The following is a 20,015-nucleotide window of genomic DNA, read 5'->3' as shown; positions in this document are numbered from 1 at the left end:
CGAGACGGAGCCCGAGGCCAAGCCCCGCCGCACCCGCAAGACGGCCGCAGCCGCCGAAACCGCGGCGGACACCGCCGAAGGCACGGAAGCCAAGCCCCGCCGCACCCGGAAGACCGCTGCCGCGGCCCCCTCCGACGCGACCGAGGCCGAGCCGAAGCCGCGCCGCACCCGCAAGACCACGGCAGCCGCCGAGGCTGCGGTGGACGCCGCCGAAGGCACGGAAGCCAAGCCGCGCCGGACCCGGAAGACCGCTGCCACCACGGTGGACGCGGCCGAGACGGAGCCCGAGGCCAAGCCCCGCCGCACCCGCAAGACGGCCGCAGCCGCCGAAACCGCGGCGGACACCGCCGAAGGCACGGAAGCCAAGCCGCGCCGGACCCGGAAGACCGCTGCCACCACGGTGGACGCGGTCGACGGGGTGGAGCCGGCCGCTCCGAAGGCGCGGCGGACCCGTAAGGCCGTCGCGGCCGCTCCGGAGATTCCGGCGCAGGCCACGGAGGAGCCGGAGGTCAAGCCGCGCCGTCGCGCCCGCAAGGTGACGGCGGCCGTGGAGGCCCCCGAGGCCTGATCCGGCGCCGCGTACGCGGTGACACCGACAGCCGCCGATGGCCCGGCCCCCTTTCTGGGGGCCGGGCCATCGGCGTTCCGGTACGCGCCCTCACCCCGCTCGGTCTCTCCCCCGCCCGATAACCTCTCCCCATGAGCAGGCCCGCCACCTTCGTCCCGCCCCCCGGCGCCCGCGCGTACTCCTTGCGGACGGCGCGCGGTGGGTTCGCCGTCGTCGACGCTCCTGTGGCCGCCGGGGTCGAGCCCAGGGGAGTCGCGCTGCTGCTGCCCGGGTTCACGGGGAGCAAGGAGGACTTCAATCCGCTGCACGTGCCGCTCGCGGAGCGCGGGTACCGGACCGTGGCCGTGGACGGGCGTGGGCAGTTCGAGTCGGACGGCCCCGAGGCCGACGAATCCGCTTACGCGCAGGAGGAGTTGGCGCGTGATGTGCTGGCGCAGGCGGAGGCGCTCGGGCAGCCGGTGCATCTGCTGGGCCACTCCCTCGGCGGGCAGATCTCGCGCGCGGCGGTGCTGATCGACCACTCGCCCTTCCTGTCGCTCACCCTGATGGCCTCCGGCCCGGCGCAGATTTCGGCGTCCCAGCAGGAGCGGGTGAAACTGCTGCGGGACGCGCTCGCTGTGATGTCGATGGCCGAGGTGTGGGCCACGATCCAGGCGATGGAGACGCCCGAGGAGACCGAGACGCCCTCGCTCGACGGCGGACTGGACGACCGGGACGATCTGCGGCGCCGCTGGCTGGGCACCAAGCCCGCTCAACTTCGCGCCACCGGGCGTCAGTTGTGCACGGAGCAGGACCGGATCGCCGAACTGGCCGCCGTGCCGCTGCCGTTCCACGTCCTGTCGGGATCCCAGGACGACACCTGGCCGCTGCCGCTGCTCGACGACATGGCGCGACGGCTGAAGGCGCGACGGACGGTCATCGACGGAGCCGAGCACTCTCCCAACACCGACCGCCCGCTCGCCACGGCCCGCGCGATCGCCGATTTCTGGGACGACAGCATCACCGCGGACGCACCGCGCTGAAGGGCCGACCACCCGCCGGCCGCCTCCCATGCGGCGCAGGTCGAAACACCTGGATCCAAACGAGAGGCCCTAGCCGATACCGCGCCCCTAGTACTGCGCCTGCAGGTGGTCCCAGAAGCCGTCCCTGAGGGCGCGGCGCAGGTCCGCCTGGCCCCGCAGGGAGTACTGCAGCAGGCCCTCGGCCTCGACCAGCAGGTCCTGGTCGACGGAGCCGGGCAGATAGGGGTGGCCGGGGAGCAGTTCGCCCAGCGCCTCGCGCCCCCGGGAGGCCAGCCACTTCGCGGCGATCTGGGCGCCGATGAAGCGGACGTCGTCGCGGGTGGGGCGGGCGCCGCCGGTGGCGTCGTAGGCGGCGGCCGTGCGCCGGGTGACATAGGGCTTGAAGAACTCCAGGTCGAGGGTGCGCTGGCTGTCGACCTCCCAGAGCAGCGGCTCGGCCTGGTTGCGGCCTTCGGGGGCCTCGATGCCCCAGAGGTGGACGCGGGCGCCGTACCCCTGGGCCGCCTCGACCGCCGAGACCAGGTCCTCGTCGCCGCCGAGCAGGGCCGCGTCGCTGATCGCGCGGTGGCGGGCGAGGGACTCCAGGTCGGAGCGGATCAGGGAGTCGACGCCTTTCTGCTGGTTGTTGGCGTTGAGGTTGCCGAGGCGGACCTTGAGGTCGGGCAGTTCCGCGATGGTCTGCTGCTCGGCGGTGTGGATGCGACGGCGGGCGCCGTCGTACCAGTAGACGCGGAGCAGGCGGCTGTCCGCGAAGATCGTGCGGGCCCGGTCGATCAGCGCGTCGATCAGGCCTTCGGCGTCGAGATCGAAGGCCCGGCGGTCCTCGGTGCCGGCGACCAGCCGGCCCGCGGCTGCGTACAGATAACCCGCGTCGACGAAGATCGCATGGGTCGAGGGCGTCTTCGCCACCTCGGCGAGCATGCGCTCCAGCAGCTCGTTCGTGCGGTCGATGCGGGTGCCGAGGGCAGCCAGGTCGTCGTTCATCGGCTCCATTGTCCTGTCGGTCACGCTCCGAACACAACCGCTCCCGAACGGTCCCCCACAACCCGCTAACCGCTCGGTAATTAGCCGTTCGAAAAATTTCTTTAGCGTAGGGAATGTTTGTAACACGCAGCACGTTGACTACGTACGACACCGGATACACATCCGGTGCACCAAGTAGTTCTCCGCAGGAGGATGACCAGACGAAGGGAGAAGCCCTTGCGCTTCGAAATCATGCGTCTCGACGAGGTCGACGGCACCACCGTGGACAGCACCGTCGTGGACGCCGCCTCCGTCAACCGGATCGTTCAGCAGGCCGCCGCCATCGGACAGCGCCTGTGGATCCGCCCGGCCGAGACCACGGCCTCGTAGCGGGCACCGCCACTCAAGCTTTCCGGGGGAGCCGAGCCGACCGGGCTCAGCTCCCCCGGATCACCTGAGTGACCCCGTTGATGATCTGCTGGACCGCGATCGCGGAGAGCATCATGCCCGCGAGCCGGGTCACCAGGACGACACCGCCGTCCTTGATGACCCGGATGATCAGCAGCGAGTAGCGCATCACCAGCCACAGCACGACGTGGATCGCGAGAATCGCGGACCACACCGAGACCTGCGTGGCCACACTGCCCGCCTTCTGCACGGCCAGGATCACGGACACGATGGCACCGGGCCCCGCCAGCAGCGGCATGCCCAGCGGTACGAGAGCCACGTTCACGTCCTTGGTCTGCTTCGGCTCGTCGGTCTTGCCGGTGAGCAGGTCCAGCGCGATCAGCAGGAGCAGCAGACCGCCCGCGATCATCAGCGCCGGGACGGAGACGTGCAGGTAGTTCAGGATCTGGTGCCCCAGGACGCCGAAGACGGCGATGACCCCGCCGGCCACGCAGACGGCCTGGAAGGCCATCCGCTTCTGCACCTTGGCCGGCCGTCCGGCGGTCAGGGCGAGGAAGATGGGGGTGATCCCGGGGGGATCCATGATGACAAAAAGGGTCAGGAACAGAGAGCCGAAGACGGCGATGTCGAACATGGTGAGCCTTGCAGGATGAAGCCACCGCCGACGGCACCTGTCCGGCGGAGCGGACGCGGGCGCACGGCGGACGTGCGGAAGGATGGGTGAGGGGGAAAGACGAGGGGGAAGGGCGAGGGGGGCGCCGAGCGGGCGGACCCCGGCCGTCAGATTCCGCCGGTCCCCGGGACGGGGAAGGCGCCGGTCGCCCGCCGCGTGATCTCCCCGTACACCTCGGGGTCGGTCGTGTGAGCGCCCAGGGACACGGTCTTGCGGCTGCCGTGGTAGTCCGAGGAGCCCGTGACCAGCAGGCCCAGTTCCTTCGCGAGACCCCGCAGCCGGGCCCGGGCGTCCGGGTCGTGGTCCATGTGGTCGACCTCGATGCCGTCCAGACCGGCCGCGGCCATCTCGGCGATCGCGGATTCGGGGACCGTACGGCCACGCTTGGCGGCGGCCGGGTGCGCGAAGACGGTCACCCCGCCCGCGCCCTTGACCAGCCGAATCGCCTCGAAGGGGTCGGTCTCGTGCTTCTCCACGTAGGCCCGACCGCCGTCGGCCAGCCACTCCTCGGTGAACGCGTCGCTCACCGCCGGCACGACGCCCAGCTCGACCAGCGCGGAGGCGACATGCGGACGCCCCACGGAACCACCGGCGGCGATCCGCTCGACCTGCTCCCAGGTGACCGGTACGCCCAGTGCGTTCAGCTTGGCGACCATGCCCTGGGCCCGCGGCACCCGGTCGTCCCGGACCAGCTCGCGCTCGGCGAGCAGGGCGGGCTCCTCGGGGTCGAAGAGGTAGGCCAGCATGTGCAGGGAGATGCCGTCGATGCGGCAGGACAGCTCGGCGCCGGTGACCAGGGTGAGCCCCTCGGGCAGCGCGGCGGTCGCCTCGGCGTACCCGCGGGTGGTGTCGTGGTCGGTCAGCGCGACGACGTCCAGTCCGGCCGCGGCCGCGTTGCGCACCAGCTCGGCCGGGGTGTCCGTACCGTCGGAGGCCGTGGAGTGACAGTGCAGATCGATGCGCACGGCTGCTCCAGGCGATGACGGGCGGAAGGGGGACGCCTAAGGATAGCCGGATTTCCGAGCCCCCTGTCACACCCGCAGCCATTGAGCACCCCCTACGGGCAACTGCCTGAAGGGCAGGGGGACCCTACGGCCGGAGCAGGCGCGGCGACAAGGCCCCGCAGGGGACCAGGTCCAGCTCGGCCCCCGCGTCCCGCAGATCCGTCAGCACCAGCTCGTCGTACATGAGCAGCCCCGCCTGCTCGGGCCACATCACCGCCCACAGCCACATCCCCAGGGCCTCGCCGGCGAAGACGGCACGGTCGTCGGGGGTGCGGTAGACGTGCCAGAGCGGGGTCGGCCGGCCGGCGGCCAGAACCTTGGCCTGGGGCGGCTTCTCCACGTTCATGTACGACCCCGGGTCCGGGCCGTCGATGCCCGCGTACCGCGCGCCGAGTCCGACACCCAGCTCCTCGGCGACCAGGATCAGTTCACCGGGGCCGCCGAGCGGGCCGGGGCCCGAGCAGGCGACGGCGGTCGCCCGGCCGCCACTGCGGTCGTCGCCCGCGTAGCCCACGCCCGTGAAAAGCCATCCGACCGGCAGCGGCCACGGCATCCATACCGGCACCTGCGTGCGATGCACCACGACATTGAGGGCCTCGACGCTGGGCGGGATCACGGGCTGCAGCGGATACACCGCCCCGTGCACATCGCACTGCCACGAATCGGCGAAGAGACCGGGAGCCCTGACCCGGCCACCGCACCTCGGGCAACTGGGTTCGCCCCTCATAGGGCTCCACGGTCCTACCCCTGCCGCGCCACGTCAAGGACGATCACCCGTCCGGGGGGACACCCGCGCAGGCAAAATTAGGTGCGTCTTGCATTAGTTAGCTCAGCTAACTTACTATGTGTATACAGCAACTATCGACAGTGGAGATGGGAGAAGCACATGGACCCCCTGGACGCGGGTGCCGGCGGCATCCTGCGACAGCCCAAGGCGGTCTGGGCCACGGCGGGCGCCTCCGTCGTCGCCTTCATGGGCATCGGCCTCGTCGACCCGATCCTGCCGTCCATCGCGCGCGGCCTCGACGCCACCGCCAGTCAGGTGTCCCTGCTCTTCACCTCGTACTTCCTGATCACCGCGGTGGCGATGCTGCTGACCGGCTTCGTCTCCAGCCGCATCGGCGGCCGCCGGACCCTGCTGCTCGGCCTCGCCTTCGTGATCGTCTTCGCGGGTCTCGCCGGCACGTCGGACACGGTCGGCCAACTCGTCGGCTTCCGGGCCGGCTGGGGACTCGGCAACGCGCTGTTCGTCTCCACCGCGCTCGCGGTCATCGTGGGCGCCGCCGCCGGCGGCAGCGCGGCCGCGATCCTGCTCTACGAGTCCGCGCTCGGCCTCGGTATGGCCTGCGGCCCGCTGCTGGGCGCGGTCCTCGGCAACATCAGCTGGCGCTACCCCTTCTTCGGCACCGCCACGCTGATGGCGATCGGCTTCCTGTGCCTCACGGCATTCCTGAAGGAGCAGCCGCGGCCCGCGCGGAAGACCTCGATCCTGGACCCGGTCAAGGCGCTCGGCCACGGCGGCCTGGCCTCGGCGGCGGTCTCGGCGTTCTTCTACAACTACACGTTCTTCACGGTCCTGGCCTTCACGCCGTTCGTGCTGAACATGACCCCGTACCGCTCCGGCGCGGTGTTCTTCGCCTGGGGCCTGCTGCTCGCCGTCTTCTCGGTGATCGTGGCCCCGCGCATGCAGGCCCGTTTCGGCTCGCTGAAGGTGCTCGGCGGCTCACTGCTGCTGCTCGCGGTGGACGTCCTCGTGCTCGGCTACGGCGACCACACCACCGCCGTCGTCTGCACGATCCTGTCCGGCGCCTTCATCGGCGTGAACAACACGGTCTACACCGAGTTGGCCCTCGGCGTGTCGGACGCGCCGCGCCCGGTGGCGAGCGCGGGCTACAACTTCGTCCGCTGGTTCGCGGCCGCGGCGGCGCCGTACTTCGCCCCGAAGATCGAGGAGTGGAGCGACATCCACATCCCGTTCGTGGTCGCGGCGGTCACCGCGGTGCTGGGCGCGGTCGTGGTCGCCGTACGGCACCGGGCCCTCGACGCCGACACGGAGGAACTCGAGCCGGGGCACGCGACCGAGGACGGAGTCGGCGTCTTCGCCAACTGACCGTTCACGAGCGGGTATTGGTGAGCTTGCTCACTCCGTGTCAGTCCAGCGGGACGGACCTGCGGGAGGGATCCCTCAGGTCCGTCCCGTTCGCCAGCCAGCGCTCCTGGAGGGCCTGGGCGCCGTGCACCCGCTTCCAGGCGGCCTCGTTCGGCGTCATCGGCAGCAGCGGCAGGAACCGTACGGGGTCCAGTGGGGCGTCCAGTTCCAGGTCCTCGACCAGTCCGCCGGGCTCGCCCACCAGGAACGAGGTGAAGGGGGCGCCGGGCCACAGCGGCTCACCCACGTCCAGGGAGGCACCGGACGTCACCACCAGCCCCTCCACCTGCGGCGACGCGGCGAGGACGGCGAGCGGGCGGAGCACCTTGTCGGTGTCGGCGGCACCGGCCCGAACGGACAGGACCAGCTCGGCGCGGGGGCCCTTGACCGGGTCGGCGAGCATCGCGGTGGGGTCCGCCATGGGGTGCTGGGACATGCCGAGCGTGGCGTACCGGACGACGTCCCCCTCCAGGAAGCGGAGCACCTCGATGCGGTCCGTGCCGAGGAAGGTGACCGCGGCGCGCGCGTCCGGCGCGCCCAGCGCGGTGTTCAACCGTGCCTCGACCAGAGGAAGAACATCAACCATGCGGTGAGCATAGAACTCGTCAGTAGCGGGCAAAGCGGCGCCTTGACAGTATGGGCGGCTGGTACTCTGAGCCGGTGGTTCGGGGCAGCACGCAGAAGCGTCGCTATCGAGTCCCGACGCCGAGAGACTCCCTTACGAGGGACCGGCCGGAGGAGGTGGGGCTGTCATGGATCGAAGTCGACCTGGTAGTACCACTCGCTCTTCCGGCTGCTGATGTAGTTCCTGGCTAGCCGCCGTCCTCACGTTCGCTTCGTCGTTCGGAAGAGCACTTCGTCTCGCTTTGCCTGATCTGTCTGATCTGAATCAGTTCTGCATCAGTAGCGAAGTCGCCACCGCGACGATGCGGTGCTCCCCGCTTTGTGGACGTGCCAAACATCCGCAGTCAGGACGTCCCCATTCCGGGTAGTTCCACCCGTCGCCGGCGCACTGTCGTTGCCTGCCCGCGAAGGAGCCTGCCCATGTCGATGATCCGCGACCTGCGTGCCGTGGTCCGTCCGTCGTCCCGCGTCTCGCTGCGCAAGGACACGAGCGCGTCCTACGACACCACGCGCGACCCCGCGACGCCCTCGGCCGTCGTCGACTGCGCCGTCTACCGCGACGGCGCCCGCGTGCAGAGCGCCAAGCCGCTGACCCCGCAGGAGGCGATGTGGCTGGTGCGCCGCGACGGCGGGTTCGTGTGGATCGGCCTGCACGAGCCGACCGAGTCGGAATTCGCCGGTATCGCCAGCGAGTTCGGGCTGCACCCGCTGGCCGTCGAGGACGCGGTGCAGGCGCACCAGCGGCCGAAGCTGGAGCGGTACGACGACTCGCTGTTCACCGTCTTCAAGACCATCCACTACGTCGAGCACGACCGGCTCACCGCCAACAGCGAGGTCGTCGAGACCGGTGAGGTCATGTGCTTCACCGGCCGGGACTTCTTCATCACCGTCCGGCACGGCGGCCAGGGCTCGCTCAGGGCGCTGCGGCACCGCCTCCAGGACGACCCCGAACTGCTCGCCAAGGGCCCCTCGGCCGTGCTGCACGCCATCGCCGACCATGTGGTGGACGGCTACATCGCGGTCGCCGACGCCGTGCAGGACGACATCGACGAGGTGGAGACCGAGGTCTTCTCGCCGGGCCGCAAAGGCGGCGTCTCACGCGGTGTGGACTCCGCGCGGATCTACCAACTCAAGCGCGAGGTACTGGAGTTCAAGCGGGCGGTGGCGCCGTTGCTGCGGCCCATGCAGCTGCTGAGCGAGCGGCCGATGCGGCTGATCGACCCGGACATCCAGAAGTACTTCCGGGATGTCGCCGACCACCTGGCCCGGGTTCAGGAGCAGGTCCTCGGCTTCGACGAACTGCTCAACTCCATCCTCCAGGCAAACCTCGCGCAGGCGTCCGTCGCCCAGAACGAGGACATGCGCAAGATCACCGCCTGGGCCGCGATCATCGCCGTACCGACGATGGTGTGCGGGGTGTACGGCATGAACTTCGAGCACATGCCCGAGCTGCACTGGAAGTACGGCTACCCGGTGATCATGGGCATCACGGTCGTCCTGTGTCTGGGCATCCACCGCACCCTGAAGCGCAACGGCTGGCTGTGAGCGGGCCTGGATAGGCTGGACGCATGACAAGCGAGCTGCTCGACCGGGCCCTCATCGAGGAGGCCTCCAAGAAGTCCGGCCTCATCTGGGTCAGGGGCGCCGGTGCCCCCGCGGCACGTGCGCTGTGGCACGTGTGGCACGAGGGTGCGGTGTGCCTGATCGGCGACGGGCCAGGTGAGCAGCCGCTGCCGGCGCTCGTGGACGGCGGCTCCGCCGAGGTGACCGTCCGCAGCAAGGACAAGGGCGGCCGGCTGGTGACGTTCCCGGCGGCCGTGTCCGAACTGGCCGCCGGCTCGGCGGAGTGGGAGGCGGCCGTCGCCGAGCTGAAGGGCAAGCGCCTGAACGCCCCCGACGGCGAGGAGATGCCGGGCCGCTGGGCCCGCGAGTGCCGGGTGCTCCGCCTGGTGCCGACGGGGATCGTGGAGCCGTTGCCTTCCGGCAGCTTGGCGGAGCGTCCGGTGCCGTCACCGGCGACGACCCGTCAGCCGGTCCCGGCGGGCTTGCCGAGACTGCTGGCCAAGCGGCGTAAGAAGTGACGCCGGGGGGCCGAGGAGGGTCCGGCACCGCCGGAGACGAACGCCGTGGCTCAACGCCGTCGCGGCGTAGCGGTACCCGGGTCTGAGCCGGCAGGGCGGCCCGGGGAGCACCGGCCCCCGCTGTCCGCCGCGACGATCGGCCACGACCTCGGTGTCCGGCGGTGCCGCCGCCGACGGCAGTCCCTCCCGGACGCCGTCTACGACGCCGGCAGCTGCTTCCCGTAGTCCACCGTCTCCGACTTCGCGGGCTCCGCGACGGAGAAATCCTTCCCCCAGTCCGAGAAGCGGAGCGTCCCCGCTCCGCCGGCGCGCACCAGGCGGAGCGGATAGGGGGTGCCCTGGAGGGAGACGTCCAGGATGCCGCCGGAGCCCTGGTCGCCGGTGATGCGGATGGTGCGGGTACCCGACTGGTCGTGGTGACCGTCCGTCGCCAGCGCGCCGTGCAGTGTCAGCAGACCCTCGAGGAGGACGGCCTTGTCCGTGAAGCCGCTGAACTTCTTGTACGCGGGATCCCCCTGGGGCACCTTCACGTACTTGCCGTCGAGCTTGCCGGTGGCGCCGTCTCTGCCGTCGGCGTGGTTCCAGAAGTCCGCGCCGGCCTTGAGATACAGCTGCTTCCCCACCCGCAGCAGTTTGAAGGTGGCGTCCTGCGAGGTCACCGACCCGGTTCCGCCGTCGGCCTTCAGCCGCATGTCCAGCTGGTACGTACGGCCGCTGGTGACCACGGTCCCGGACAGCCGTACCGCCGGTGCCGCCTGCGCCGCCGCCCGGGTCTTCGCCTGGATCCTGTCGGCGGGCAGCTTGCCCACGCCGTTGGTTCCCGCGTCCGGATCGTCACCGCCGCAGCCCGTCAGCACCATCGCTCCCGCCACGGCCAGTGCGCAGGTCGCGGTCACCAGCGCGGTCCGGCGGGTACGGCTCTGGAGAGTCGCAGTCACAGGTGGCGCTGCCTTTCTGACGGTTCCGGAACGGCGTACCGCAGCGTACCGGTGGCCCACCCGCCCGGCGGAGCCAGTCCGTCCGGAGCCCCCACCGGGGCGTATCCGACCGGTACGGGCTAGCCTGAAGCGCACCCGAGCGGGCAAATCCGAGCAAATCCCACGCACCGAACAGCAGTCCCGCAGCGATTCCCAGACAAAGGAAGCACAGCCATGGCAGCCGGCGCCCCCCGGATCTTCGTCTCGCACCTCGCCGGGGTCCCCGTCTTCGATCCGGCCGGCGACCAGGTGGGCCGCGTACGCGACCTGGTCGTCATGCTGCGCGTCGGGCGACGGCCCCCGCGCGTCCTCGGGCTGGTCGTCGAACTGTCCACCCGGCGCCGGATCTTCCTGCCCATGACCCGGGTGACCGGCATCGAGTCCGGCCAGGTCATCACCACGGGCGTGCTCAACGTGCGCCGTTTCGAGCAGCGGCCCACCGAGCGGCTGGTCTTCGGGGAGCTGCTGGACCGGCGCGTGAAGCTGGTGGAGACCGATGAGCAGGTCACCGTCCTCGACCTCTCCGTGCAGCAGTTGCCGGCCCGCCGGGACTGGGAGATCGACCGCGTCTTCGTCCGCAAGGGGAGGAAGGGCGGCGCCTTCCGGCGGGCCAAGGGCGAGACGCTGACCGTGGAATGGTCGGCCGTCACCGGGTTCTCCCTGGAGGAGCACGGGCAGGGCGCCGAGAGCCTGCTCGCCACCTTCGAGCAGCTGCGCCCCGCCGACCTCGCCAACGTCCTGCACCACCTCTCCCCCAAACGGCGCGCGGAGGTCGCCGCCGCCCTGGACGACGACCGGCTCGCCGACGTGCTGGAGGAGCTGCCGGAGGACGACCAGATCGAGATCCTCGGCAAGCTGAAGGAGGAGCGCGCGGCGGACGTCCTGGAGGCCATGGACCCGGACGACGCGGCCGACCTGCTCTCCGAACTGCCCGAGGACGACAAGGAACGGCTGCTGAGCCTGATGCAGCCGGCCGACGCGGCCGAGATGCGGCGTCTGATGTCGTACGAGGAGCACACGGCCGGCGGCCTGATGACCACCGAGCCGATCGTGCTGCGCCCGGACGCCACGGTCGCCGACGCGCTCGCCCGGGTCCGCAACCCGGACCTCTCCCCCGCCCTGGCCGCCCAGGTCTACGTGTGCCGCCCACCGGACGAGACCCCGACCGGCAAGTACCTCGGCACCGTCCACTTCCAGCGGCTGCTGCGCGACCCCCCGTACACCCTGGTCAGCTCGCTCGTCGACGACGATCTGCAGTCCCTGGCCCCGGACGCCGCACTGCCCGTCATCGCCGGATTCTTCGCCACGTACGACATGGTCGCCGCGCCCGTGATCGACGAGTCCGGGGCGCTGGTCGGCGTGGTCACCGTGGACGATGTACTGGACCACCTGCTGCCCGACGACTGGCGGGAGACGGAGTTCCACCTGGACGAGGAAGAAGGAGAGGGGGCGGCCGCACATGGCACCTGAGCGCGAGAGCAGGCGCGAGCGCACCCCGGCGGGCGCCACGGCCGCCACCCGGTCCCGCGCGCGACTGGACCAGCCGCGTCCGCCCCGGCGCCGGATCCTGCCCGAGTGGGACCCGGAGGCCTTCGGCCGGCTGTCGGAGAAGATCGCCCGGTTCCTGGGCACGGGACGCTTCATCGTCTGGATGACGGTCGTCATCATCGCCTGGGTGCTGTGGAACATCGCCGCGCCCCGTCATCTGCGCTTCGACCAGTATCCCTTCATCTTCCTCACCCTGATGCTGTCCCTGCAGGCCTCCTACGCGGCCCCGCTGATCCTGCTCGCGCAGAACAGGCAGGACGACCGCGACCGGGTCAACCTGGAGCAGGACCGCAAGCAGAACGAGCGGTCCATCGCCGACACCGAGTATCTGACCCGCGAGATCGCGGCACTGCGCATGGGCCTGGGCGAGGTGGCCACCCGCGACTGGATCCGCTCGGAGCTGCAGGACGTGGTCAAGGAGGTGGAGGAACGAAGGCGCCACGACGGGCAGGTCGTATTCCCGGCAGAGCGGGCGGATCGGTCGCCGGGACGTGACGCAGACGACCGCTGAGGGGCTACCCGCAGGCCCCTCGGTGCGCCGTACCATCGTCCTTATGGCTACGGAAGACGCGGTGCGCGAAGCACTGGCGACGGTGAACGACCCCGAGATCAACCGACCCATCACCGAACTCGGGATGGTCAAATCGGTGGAGATCGGCGCGGACGGAGCGGTCGCGGTCACCGTGTACCTGACGGTCTCCGGCTGCCCCATGCGCGACACCATCACCCAGCGGGTCACGGAGGCGGTCTCCCGGGTCGAGGGCGTCACCCGGGTCGACGTCACCCTCGACGTGATGAGCGACGAGCAGCGCAAGGAGCTGGCGAACGCCCTGCGCGGCGGCCAGGCCGAGCGCGAGGTCCCCTTCGCCAAGCCGGGCAGCCTCACGCGGGTCTACGCGGTCGCCTCCGGCAAGGGCGGCGTCGGCAAGTCCTCGGTGACCGTGAACCTCGCGGCGGCGATGGCCGCCGACGGCCTGAAGGTCGGTGTCGTCGACGCCGACATCTACGGTCACTCGGTGCCGCGCATGCTGGGCGCCGACGGCCGTCCCACCCAGGTCGAGAACATGATCATGCCGCCGTCCGCGAACGGCGTGAAGGTCATCTCCATCGGCATGTTCACCCCTGGCAACGCCCCGGTCGTCTGGCGCGGCCCGATGCTGCACCGCGCGCTCCAGCAGTTCCTCGCGGACGTGTACTGGGGCGACCTGGACGTCCTGCTCCTGGACCTGCCGCCCGGCACCGGTGACATCGCGATCTCCGTGGCCCAGCTGATCCCGAACGCCGAGATCCTGGTGGTGACGACCCCGCAGGTGGCGGCGGCGGAGGTGGCCGAGCGCGCGGGCTCCATCGCGGTCCAGACCCACCAGAAGATCGTCGGCGTGGTCGAGAACATGTCCGGCCTGCCCTGCCCGCACTGCGGTGAGATGGTCGACGTCTTCGGCACGGGCGGCGGCCAGCTGGTCGCGGACGGCCTGACGCGCACGACGGGCACGTCCGTCCCCGTCCTCGGCTCGATCCCGATCGACGTGCGCCTCCGCGAGGGCGGCGACGAGGGCAAGCCGGTGGTCCTGACCGACCCGGACTCCCCGGCGGGCAGCGCCCTGCGGGCCATCGCCGGGAAGCTGGGAGGACGCCAGCGGGGTCTGTCGGGCCTGTCGCTGGGGATCACGCCGAAGAACAAGTTCTAGGACTGCTGCCGGTCCGAATTCCAGGACTACTGCTGCTCCGACGAAGGGGCGCCGTCCATCGCGGACGGCGCCCCTTCGTCGTACGCCCTACCGCGTGGGACCTGCTCCGTGGGGCCTGCTCCGTGTGGTCGGATCAACGGTCGTGCCGTTCGTGCGCGCGCCCCGGACACAGGTCGAGCGTGGTGCACAGCATGATCTCCTGGCAGGAGCCTGCTGCCGGCTCCGCACCCGGCCCGCCGCCGGCATGCGGCACGAACCGCCATTGCGATGCCTTGGCGTGCTGCGTCCTGTCCGCCTTCTCGACGTGGGCGTGCAGCGTGCGAGCCTCGGGGTCGTTCGTCTCCACCAGCACTTCGCCGGCGCGGAGCGGGAAGTGGTCGTGCAGCAGGCAGAGGCCGAAACGGTTCAGATTCCCGTACCTGGCCAGCACCGCCACCAGATCCTTGACGAACTCGGCGTCCTGGGGCCCCAGTTCCTCGGCCTCCTCGAATCGGGGAAGCGGATTTCCCGGGACGCCCACCTTGGTGTCGGTCATGGGTCCTCCGTCAATCGACTGACGGTCGCCGACTTCCATTGTCGGCCGCCGAACCTGGCCCGGCAAATGCCGGCGGCACGCCCAAGCAGGTGGGTGTCAGCGATCCGCCGTGTGTCTGTGCATGACATGTACAACGCTTTGTCTAGATTCGCCAGGGACATGGAGAGGTGGCGGCCCTATGGCGATGACTCGGTGGCGATGGCTGCTGTCACTCCTGGTGCTGGTGGCATGTGTAGGGGGGTGCGACAAGGCGCCGGCGCGGCAGCGGGATACCAGTACCGAGTGTTTCTCGGACAGCCTCAAGGGCAGCACCGTCAAGGCCACATTGCGGTTGCAGCAGCACAAGCGCTCCGTTCCCTGGATCACTTCCGATATGACGGTGCAGGTGCCGAGGAAGTGGCCACTCGCCAAGCAACTGACATTCAGTGAGGAGTCTCGGCAGTACAGGCAGGCGATGCGATGCCTACTGCTCGGGGACGAGGCTCCCACCACACGGAACGAGTGGCGTCCCCATGACCCCGTGGTGACCGCCACCGACTCCTCGGTCAAGGTGCACTACGTCGCATGGGGTTGGATCACCACGGAGAACCCCATGCTCGTGGGCCCTTGGGAGATCATTCCCACCGGAAGGACATGGATGATCTATCTGTGGCCGCCGACGCTTCAGACCGTCCGGTGGAAGCAGATCGAGGCCGATCTGGGCGGCCTCAATTTCAACGACCTCGCGGAGCGGGCGTCGTCTTCCACCGAGAACCACCTGGTGTGGACGAACAAGCTGCCCGAAGAGGTACAGGTGGAGGTCGATCCGCCCTGGCAGCGCTGGCTGCCGATGAAGCTGAATCGGTCGCTCTGGACCACCGCAGGCATTGCCTCATGGTGGGTGTGCGCCTCGATCCTGATCGCTGTGGCAGCACTCCGCACCAGGCGCGCCGACGCAGCCGCTGCGCGCGAGGCGGCACGGCAGCCACCGGATGGGGAGGCGACCCAGCGATCGAGGGCGGATGTCCCGGACACCGTCGCCAGGCGTGATCTGAGCCTCACGCGCACGGCGCTGGAGTGGGCCGGGCTCAGCGTGGGGGTCGCCCTGGCACTGCTCCTGTTGGTCCCGCAGGGCCGTGTTTCCCCCCGGTCGTACGCCCTTCTCTGCATCCCTGCGGGCCTGGGTCTGGTCCTCGCCGCCCGCCCCTGGATCCTCGGCGCGTCACCGGCCGCGCCGGGCGCCGTCCCGGACGAGCCGGCCCGGCCCGCAGGCATCCAACGTGGTCAGGCACTCGCCGTCGTGGTAACCACGTGTGCGGTCGCGGGCATCGGCCTGCTGGTGATCCTGGCCCACGATGTCTTCGGGCTCCCGGAGCACCTGGGGCCGAAGACGACGACCGCCTTCGGCCGCACCGGGCTTGCCCTGCTGGGCCTGGTGACCGTGTGGTTGTGGTTGGCCGCAATGGTCGCCTGGGCCTGGCGCTTCGCGCGCGAAGGAGGATTGCTCCGCGAGCGCTGGACCAGGCAGTGGAACAGGGTCCCGGGTCAGTGCGTGGCCATCGCCGGATGCCTGCTGGCAGCCGTCGCCGGGGCATTGCTCGCCTGTGCCTGGTGGGTGAACGAACGACGGTGGGCGCGCGTCAACTGGCTCGTCGAGCAACATGACCCTTCCGCTTACAACGTATCCCTGAGCGGTCTGCTGGAGTATTTCTTCTACACCGACCTGAGATGGCTTTTCGCCTACAGTTGGGTACTGACGGGAATCGCCCTGCTGGCCCTGCTGCGCTTTCGCAACATGCCACCCCGCGCACATGGCCGCCGCAGATACGAGCGTTTCTCTCTGGGGCCGAGCAAGCCGGATATCCTGCTGACCGTCTCCTTGTTCGCCTTCTTCGTCGGAATCCGGGGCGCGAAATTCGCGGGCGCCAGCGCACTGTACGGCGTCTGGCTGGGGCTCGACATCCTCGCCATGTACGTCGTTCTTGCCCTGGGGCGTCGGTGGTCCGTGTTGAGTCGGCTGGGAGAGCGCTTCTGCGCTGTGAGGCTCGGCACCGAGCAACACCGACGCGAATTGCTGAAGAAAGCCCACGAATACCGTAACGCGAACCACCAGATGCACTTGTTGGACAAGGGCCATGCCGACGGGGTGACCTGTGAGCAGTTGGAAGAAAAGCTGCGCCAGCTGCACCAGTGGTTGGTCACCGTATGCGAAGGAGCCGATCCACCGGAGCACATCTCGGTGCTGGACATCGCCCTGGCCTGGGGACCGGAAGGACGTTGGTGGTCCAATGCGGTCCGCGCGGCGCGGCTGGCGTTCTGGTTCGGAACGCCGGCCACCGCGCTGCTTCTCTACTACGAGGCACAGGATCCCTACGGGCGAGAGCAAATCCTGGGCTCCGCCATCGGCCTTCCGGAGTTCATCGCGGACCTGATCCTCTATCAGATGACATGGGCGGTCGCCGGCTTCACGCTCGGGACGCTGTGGCGTCTGCTGCCCGGACGCCGGAGCCAGGCGCGGGCCTGGCTCCTCACCGCCGCCTACGGCTTTCCCGCGGTGCTGGCCGCTGCGCTCATCCACATCATGGACACAGATCCTCGCCAGCTCCTCCTGTACGCCGCGCTCCTTCTCGTCGTCCTGACGCTCACCAGCATCTGGATGGACATGGCGACGTTCCGGGAGGAACGGCAGTACTGGCCCAGCCGTTTCGCCCTGCTGCTGTCCGTCTACCAGCTGCGCGGCTTGTCCGGTCAGATCACCTGGCTCCTGGCCCAGGTCGGGGCCGTCGTGACGATCTATGCCAACCTGACCCATTGAGCGGCCGGCCGGCAGGGCCCGGGAGGCGTCGCACCCGGGCCTGACACGTCAGGCGTAGGCGGCGATGTCCTTGATCACCGCGAACCCCAGCCCGTACGCACTCATGCCGCGCCCGTACGCCCCGAGATGAACCCCCGCCTCGGTCGTACCGGCGAGTACCCAGCCGAACTCCGACTCCCGGTAATGGAACGAGGCCGCCACCCCGTCCACCGGAAGAGAGAGCCTGGACCACTCCGGGCCCTCAAGATCGTCGGCCAGAGCCCACGCCGTCTCCGTCTGCTGGTCCAGCCAATCGTCGCGCAGGCTGTGGTCCATCTGCCCCGGCCAGGTGAAGGACAGCAGCCCCACACCGGCCAGCCACGCCGCCGAGGAGACCGACGTCGCCTCCAGCAGTCCCGTACCGTCCGCGCTCCTGCGGGACGGCTGCGCGGCGACGGTGACCACGACCGCGAACTTCTCCCGCGACTCACCGGCGGAGCCGGACTCGTTGCGTACGGAGGGCTCGTCACCGTGCCCGATCGAACCGTGCTCGACGGCACCGTCGGCCGCCGTGCCGACCTGCATCAGCCAGCGCGGCCCGGTGAACGCCTCGTCGAGGCCGTACCACGGGAAGGGCGCCTGCAGGTAACCGTCGACCGTACGCCGGGCGGAGGGAAGTTGCTGTCCGCCCTCCGCGGCCGGCACGTGCGCGCCCACCCGACTCGTCGTCTCCATCTGCCCGGACGCCTCCTCGCTCTCGTCGGACCGGAGTGGCCCGCCCCCCTTCGGGCGTACTCGTCCGGTCCGCACAACAACTCGGCAGCATATCCACACCGGTGGGAGCGGCAGGGCAGGCGCTGGATGCGTGGGTCGTGCGAACGGCCTGTTCAAGCCGTATGCGCGGGGTACGCGCTATGAAACGCGTCACGTGCGCGGCGCACGCCCGCGCCCGCGTGTCGGCGGGGAGGGAGGACAGCGCCTACGTGGCGTCCGCGTCGAAGGGCGGCCGGTCGTCCTTGCCGGGGTCCTCGGGCTGCTTGGTCATGTCGACGCGCCCGCCGGAGGAGGACGAAGAACCCGACTCCTCGCTGGCGCGGGCGTTGACGGCATCCGTGACCTCGGCCATCTCCTTCTTCAGGTCGAAGCCGTTGCGGATCTCCGTCAGCCCCAGATCCTCGTTGTCCAGCTGCTTGCGGATGAACGTCTTGGGGTTGAGGTCCTCGAAGTCGAAGTCCTTGAACTCCGGACCCAGTTCTTGGCGGATGTCCTGCTTGGCACTCTCCGAGAACTCGCGGATCTTCCGGATCGTGCGCGTCACGTCCTGGATGACCTTCGGGAGCTTGTCAGGACCGAAGACGAGCACGGCGAGCACGATGATGGTCACCAGCTCCAGTGGTCCTATGTCATTGAACACCTGACGCTCCTTGCGATGTCCTCGGTCGCTCAACGGTACCCGGCGTTCCTGTCGGACCGGTACCGTCCCGAGGTGAGACTTCCGTCAGTTCCGCTCCGACGCGCCCAGCACGAGTGAGACCTTCCGCTCGGTACCGCCGCGTTCGACCGTCAGGCGGAGCCGGTCGCCGGGCCGGTGCGCGCGGATCTTGACGATCAGTTCCTCTCCGGTGTGGACGCGCTCCGAGTCGACGTCGGTGATGACGTCGCCCGCCTTGAGGCCGGCCCGTTCACCGGGGCCGCCCTTGATGACGGCGGGGCCGCCGCCCGCGCTCTTGCTGTCGACACGGGCGCCGTCGCCGGTGTAGCCCATGTCGAGAGTCACGCCGATCACGGGGTGGGTGGCATGTCCGTCGTTGATCAGCTCCTCGGCGACGCGCTTGGCCTGGTTGACGGGGATGGCGAAGCCGAGGCCGATGGAACCCGCCTGGCCGCCGCCCGACGTGGAGCCGCTGTCGGCGGAGCGGATCGCGGAGTTGATGCCGATCACCTGGGCCCGGGAGTCGAGCAGGGGCCCGCCGGAGTTGCCCGGGTTGATGGGCGCGTCGGTCTGGAGCGCGTCGACATAGCTGACGTCGCTGCCGTCGCCCTTCTCGCCGCCGGCCGTGATGGGCCGTTCCTTGGCGCTGATGATGCCGGAGGTGACGGTGTTGGCCAGATCGAAGGGGGCGCCGATGGCGACGACGGGGTCGCCGACCTTGACGTCGTCGGAGTTGCCGAGGGGCAGCGGGGTGAGTCCGTGTACGCCGTGCACCTGGACGACGGCGAGGTCATAACCGCTGTCCCGGCCGACGACCTCGGCCTTGACGGTGTCGCCGCTGCTGAACGTCACGGATATCCGGCCGCCCGACCCGGCGGCCTCGACGACGTGGTTGTTGGTGAGGATGTGGCCCTGGCCGTCGAGCACGAAGCCGGTGCCGGTACCGGCCTCGTCGGCGCCGGTGACGTGCAGGGTGACGACGCTGGGCAGCGCGCGGGCGGCTATCCCGGCCACACTGTCCGGCGCGCGGCCGGCCGGCACGCTCCCCGCCTGCGGCAGGCGCACGTCGTCGCCCAGGCCCGCCCGTTCCACGTACGCGCCCACCGCTCCGCCGATGCCCGCGGAGACGACGGCGACCAGCAGGGTCCACACCAGCGCCAGCCGCTTCGCCCGCCTGGCGCGCTGCTTGTCCGTCGGCACGGCGGCGCCGGTCTGCTGCAGCGGCCCCTGCCCGAGGGCCTGCTCCGTGGGCGAACCAGCGGCCCAGGGGTCATAGCGGCCCCAAGGACCCCCACCGCCCTGCCCCATGACCGCCTGCCCCGACACCGGCGCGGGGGCCACGGGGGCGGGAGCCGGTCCGGTAGGGGCGGAAGACTCGGGCAACGGCGTGGAGAGCCCGGGGGCGGGGGCGGGAGCGGCGGGGCCTGGAGCGGTGAGGGTGGAAGGCACGGGCACCGGCGCGGGGGGCCCGAGCAGTGGCGCGGGCGCAGGAGAGGCGAGGGCTGCAGCGCCGGGGGCGGGAGACCCAGCGGCAGGAGCGCCGAGGGCTGGAGCGCCGGGGGCGGGAGAC

General features: G+C 70.2%; 19 protein-coding genes and 1 pseudogene. 10 read left to right on the top strand and 10 right to left on the bottom strand.

Features of this window, described 5'->3' with window-relative positions; all coding sequences use genetic code 11:
- Both AC07C1_RS17320 and AC07C1_RS17315 read left to right on the top strand, forming a co-directional pair.
- Positions 1-568: pseudogene (locus tag AC07C1_RS17320) on the top strand (DEAD/DEAH box helicase); the annotation flags it as partial.
- Between the two features lie 131 nt (positions 569-699).
- Positions 700-1,590 (top strand): alpha/beta fold hydrolase, encoded by an 891-nt coding sequence (locus AC07C1_RS17315; RefSeq protein WP_478939821.1) that lies wholly within the window; start codon positions 700-702, stop codon positions 1,588-1,590.
- 87 nt (positions 1,591-1,677) lie between these two features.
- Here AC07C1_RS17315 and AC07C1_RS17310 read toward each other — a convergent pair whose 3' ends face one another.
- Complete coding sequence (locus tag AC07C1_RS17310; protein ID WP_478939950.1) at positions 1,678-2,583, bottom strand: NYN domain-containing protein; 906 nt, start codon at positions 2,581-2,583, stop codon at positions 1,678-1,680.
- A gap of 207 nt (positions 2,584-2,790) precedes the next feature.
- On the opposite strand from AC07C1_RS17310, the gene AC07C1_RS17305 reads away from it, so the two are divergent.
- On the top strand, positions 2,791-2,943 hold the full coding sequence (locus tag AC07C1_RS17305; RefSeq protein ID WP_184968404.1) for a hypothetical protein: 153 nt from the start codon (positions 2,791-2,793) through the stop codon (positions 2,941-2,943).
- 46 nt (positions 2,944-2,989) lie between these two features.
- Here the strand turns inward: AC07C1_RS17305 and AC07C1_RS17300 are convergent, their stop codons facing one another.
- The 3 genes from AC07C1_RS17300 to AC07C1_RS17290 form a co-directional block, all read right to left on the bottom strand.
- Positions 2,990-3,595, bottom strand: coding sequence for a MarC family protein (locus tag AC07C1_RS17300; protein ID WP_356825843.1), 606 nt, complete (start codon positions 3,593-3,595; stop codon positions 2,990-2,992).
- Between the two features lie 146 nt (positions 3,596-3,741).
- Positions 3,742-4,599, bottom strand: a complete 858-nt coding sequence (locus AC07C1_RS17295; RefSeq protein ID WP_478939819.1) for a PHP domain-containing protein — start codon at positions 4,597-4,599, stop codon at positions 3,742-3,744.
- A gap of 124 nt (positions 4,600-4,723) precedes the next feature.
- Positions 4,724-5,365 (bottom strand): DUF6758 family protein, encoded by a 642-nt coding sequence (locus AC07C1_RS17290; RefSeq protein ID WP_478939817.1) that lies wholly within the window; start codon positions 5,363-5,365, stop codon positions 4,724-4,726.
- A gap of 159 nt (positions 5,366-5,524) precedes the next feature.
- On the opposite strand from AC07C1_RS17290, the gene AC07C1_RS17285 reads away from it, so the two are divergent.
- Positions 5,525-6,748, top strand: a complete 1,224-nt coding sequence (locus AC07C1_RS17285; protein WP_478939815.1) for an MFS transporter — start codon at positions 5,525-5,527, stop codon at positions 6,746-6,748.
- 40 nt (positions 6,749-6,788) lie between these two features.
- On the opposite strand, the gene AC07C1_RS17280 is transcribed toward AC07C1_RS17285, so the two are convergent.
- Positions 6,789-7,373, bottom strand: a complete 585-nt coding sequence (locus AC07C1_RS17280) for a suppressor of fused domain protein (protein ID WP_478939813.1) — start codon at positions 7,371-7,373, stop codon at positions 6,789-6,791.
- Positions 7,374-7,831: 458 nt separating this feature from the next.
- Between AC07C1_RS17280 and AC07C1_RS17275 the strand changes: the two genes are divergently transcribed.
- Together AC07C1_RS17275 and AC07C1_RS17270 are read left to right on the top strand one after the other, a co-directional pair.
- Positions 7,832-8,956: a magnesium and cobalt transport protein CorA gene (locus AC07C1_RS17275; protein WP_478939812.1), complete on the top strand. Its 1,125-nt coding sequence runs from the start codon at positions 7,832-7,834 to the stop codon at positions 8,954-8,956.
- 23 nt (positions 8,957-8,979) lie between these two features.
- On the top strand, positions 8,980-9,492 hold the full coding sequence (locus AC07C1_RS17270) for a hypothetical protein (protein WP_478939810.1): 513 nt from the start codon (positions 8,980-8,982) through the stop codon (positions 9,490-9,492).
- 197 nt (positions 9,493-9,689) lie between these two features.
- Here AC07C1_RS17270 and AC07C1_RS17265 read toward each other — a convergent pair whose 3' ends face one another.
- Entirely contained in the window at positions 9,690-10,430 is a 741-nt protein-coding gene (locus tag AC07C1_RS17265) for a hypothetical protein (protein ID WP_478939808.1), read from the bottom strand.
- Positions 10,431-10,643: 213 nt separating this feature from the next.
- On the opposite strand from AC07C1_RS17265, the gene AC07C1_RS17260 reads away from it, so the two are divergent.
- From AC07C1_RS17260 to AC07C1_RS17250, 3 genes are read left to right on the top strand one after another with little or no spacing between them, the layout of a single operon-like run.
- Positions 10,644-11,939 (top strand): magnesium transporter MgtE N-terminal domain-containing protein, encoded by a 1,296-nt coding sequence (locus AC07C1_RS17260; RefSeq protein WP_478939806.1) that lies wholly within the window; start codon positions 10,644-10,646, stop codon positions 11,937-11,939.
- Positions 11,929-12,528 (top strand): DUF1003 domain-containing protein, encoded by a 600-nt coding sequence (locus tag AC07C1_RS17255; protein WP_478939804.1) that lies wholly within the window; start codon positions 11,929-11,931, stop codon positions 12,526-12,528. The genes AC07C1_RS17260 and AC07C1_RS17255 overlap by 11 nt, the downstream gene beginning before the upstream one ends.
- Before the next feature lie 43 nt (positions 12,529-12,571).
- Positions 12,572-13,705, top strand: coding sequence for an Mrp/NBP35 family ATP-binding protein (locus AC07C1_RS17250; protein ID WP_478939802.1), 1,134 nt, complete (start codon positions 12,572-12,574; stop codon positions 13,703-13,705).
- Between the two features lie 133 nt (positions 13,706-13,838).
- Here AC07C1_RS17250 and AC07C1_RS17245 read toward each other — a convergent pair whose 3' ends face one another.
- Complete coding sequence (locus AC07C1_RS17245; RefSeq protein ID WP_478939800.1) at positions 13,839-14,240, bottom strand: hypothetical protein; 402 nt, start codon at positions 14,238-14,240, stop codon at positions 13,839-13,841.
- A 121-nt stretch (positions 14,241-14,361) separates the two neighbouring features.
- On the opposite strand from AC07C1_RS17245, the gene AC07C1_RS17240 reads away from it, so the two are divergent.
- Complete coding sequence (locus AC07C1_RS17240; RefSeq protein ID WP_478939799.1) at positions 14,362-17,034, top strand: DUF6185 family protein; 2,673 nt, start codon at positions 14,362-14,364, stop codon at positions 17,032-17,034.
- Between the two features lie 48 nt (positions 17,035-17,082).
- Here AC07C1_RS17240 and AC07C1_RS17235 read toward each other — a convergent pair whose 3' ends face one another.
- The 3 genes from AC07C1_RS17235 to AC07C1_RS17225 form a co-directional block, all read right to left on the bottom strand.
- On the bottom strand, positions 17,083-17,748 hold the full coding sequence (locus AC07C1_RS17235) for a hypothetical protein (RefSeq protein ID WP_478939798.1): 666 nt from the start codon (positions 17,746-17,748) through the stop codon (positions 17,083-17,085).
- A gap of 244 nt (positions 17,749-17,992) precedes the next feature.
- Positions 17,993-18,427: a sec-independent translocase gene (locus tag AC07C1_RS17230; RefSeq protein ID WP_478939796.1), complete on the bottom strand. Its 435-nt coding sequence runs from the start codon at positions 18,425-18,427 to the stop codon at positions 17,993-17,995.
- Positions 18,428-18,511: 84 nt separating this feature from the next.
- On the bottom strand, positions 18,512-20,015 hold a 1,504-nt coding region (locus AC07C1_RS17225; protein WP_478939795.1), incomplete at its 5' end, for a S1C family serine protease.

This window comes from Streptomyces sp. NPDC045022 (assembly GCF_056432605.1).
The sequence above is the reverse complement of the archived record's forward strand: the minus strand, read 5'-3'. Positions and strand labels throughout refer to the sequence as shown.

Bases quoted from the DNA above. Each gene is read 5' to 3' on its own strand.
- AC07C1_RS17290 (WP_478939817.1), bottom strand. From the start codon at position 5,365: ATGAGGGGCGAACCCAGTTGCCCGAGGTGCGGTGGCCGGGTCAGGGCT.
- AC07C1_RS17280 (WP_478939813.1), bottom strand. From the start codon at position 7,373: ATGGTTGATGTTCTTCCTCTGGTCGAGGCACGGTTGAACACCGCGCTG.
- AC07C1_RS17245 (WP_478939800.1), bottom strand. From the start codon at position 14,240: ATGACCGACACCAAGGTGGGCGTCCCGGGAAATCCGCTTCCCCGATTC.
- AC07C1_RS17260 (WP_478939806.1), top strand. From the start codon at position 10,644: ATGGCAGCCGGCGCCCCCCGGATCTTCGTCTCGCACCTCGCCGGGGTC.
- AC07C1_RS17270 (WP_478939810.1), top strand. From the start codon at position 8,980: ATGACAAGCGAGCTGCTCGACCGGGCCCTCATCGAGGAGGCCTCCAAG.
- AC07C1_RS17275 (WP_478939812.1), top strand. From the start codon at position 7,832: ATGTCGATGATCCGCGACCTGCGTGCCGTGGTCCGTCCGTCGTCCCGC.
- AC07C1_RS17315 (WP_478939821.1), top strand. From the start codon at position 700: ATGAGCAGGCCCGCCACCTTCGTCCCGCCCCCCGGCGCCCGCGCGTAC.
- AC07C1_RS17250 (WP_478939802.1), top strand. From the start codon at position 12,572: ATGGCTACGGAAGACGCGGTGCGCGAAGCACTGGCGACGGTGAACGAC.
- AC07C1_RS17235 (WP_478939798.1), bottom strand. From the start codon at position 17,748: ATGGAGACGACGAGTCGGGTGGGCGCGCACGTGCCGGCCGCGGAGGGC.
- AC07C1_RS17240 (WP_478939799.1), top strand. From the start codon at position 14,362: ATGACATGTACAACGCTTTGTCTAGATTCGCCAGGGACATGGAGAGGT.
- AC07C1_RS17255 (WP_478939804.1), top strand. From the start codon at position 11,929: ATGGCACCTGAGCGCGAGAGCAGGCGCGAGCGCACCCCGGCGGGCGCC.
- AC07C1_RS17285 (WP_478939815.1), top strand. From the start codon at position 5,525: ATGGACCCCCTGGACGCGGGTGCCGGCGGCATCCTGCGACAGCCCAAG.
- AC07C1_RS17310 (WP_478939950.1), bottom strand. From the start codon at position 2,583: ATGGAGCCGATGAACGACGACCTGGCTGCCCTCGGCACCCGCATCGAC.
- AC07C1_RS17300 (WP_356825843.1), bottom strand. From the start codon at position 3,595: ATGTTCGACATCGCCGTCTTCGGCTCTCTGTTCCTGACCCTTTTTGTC.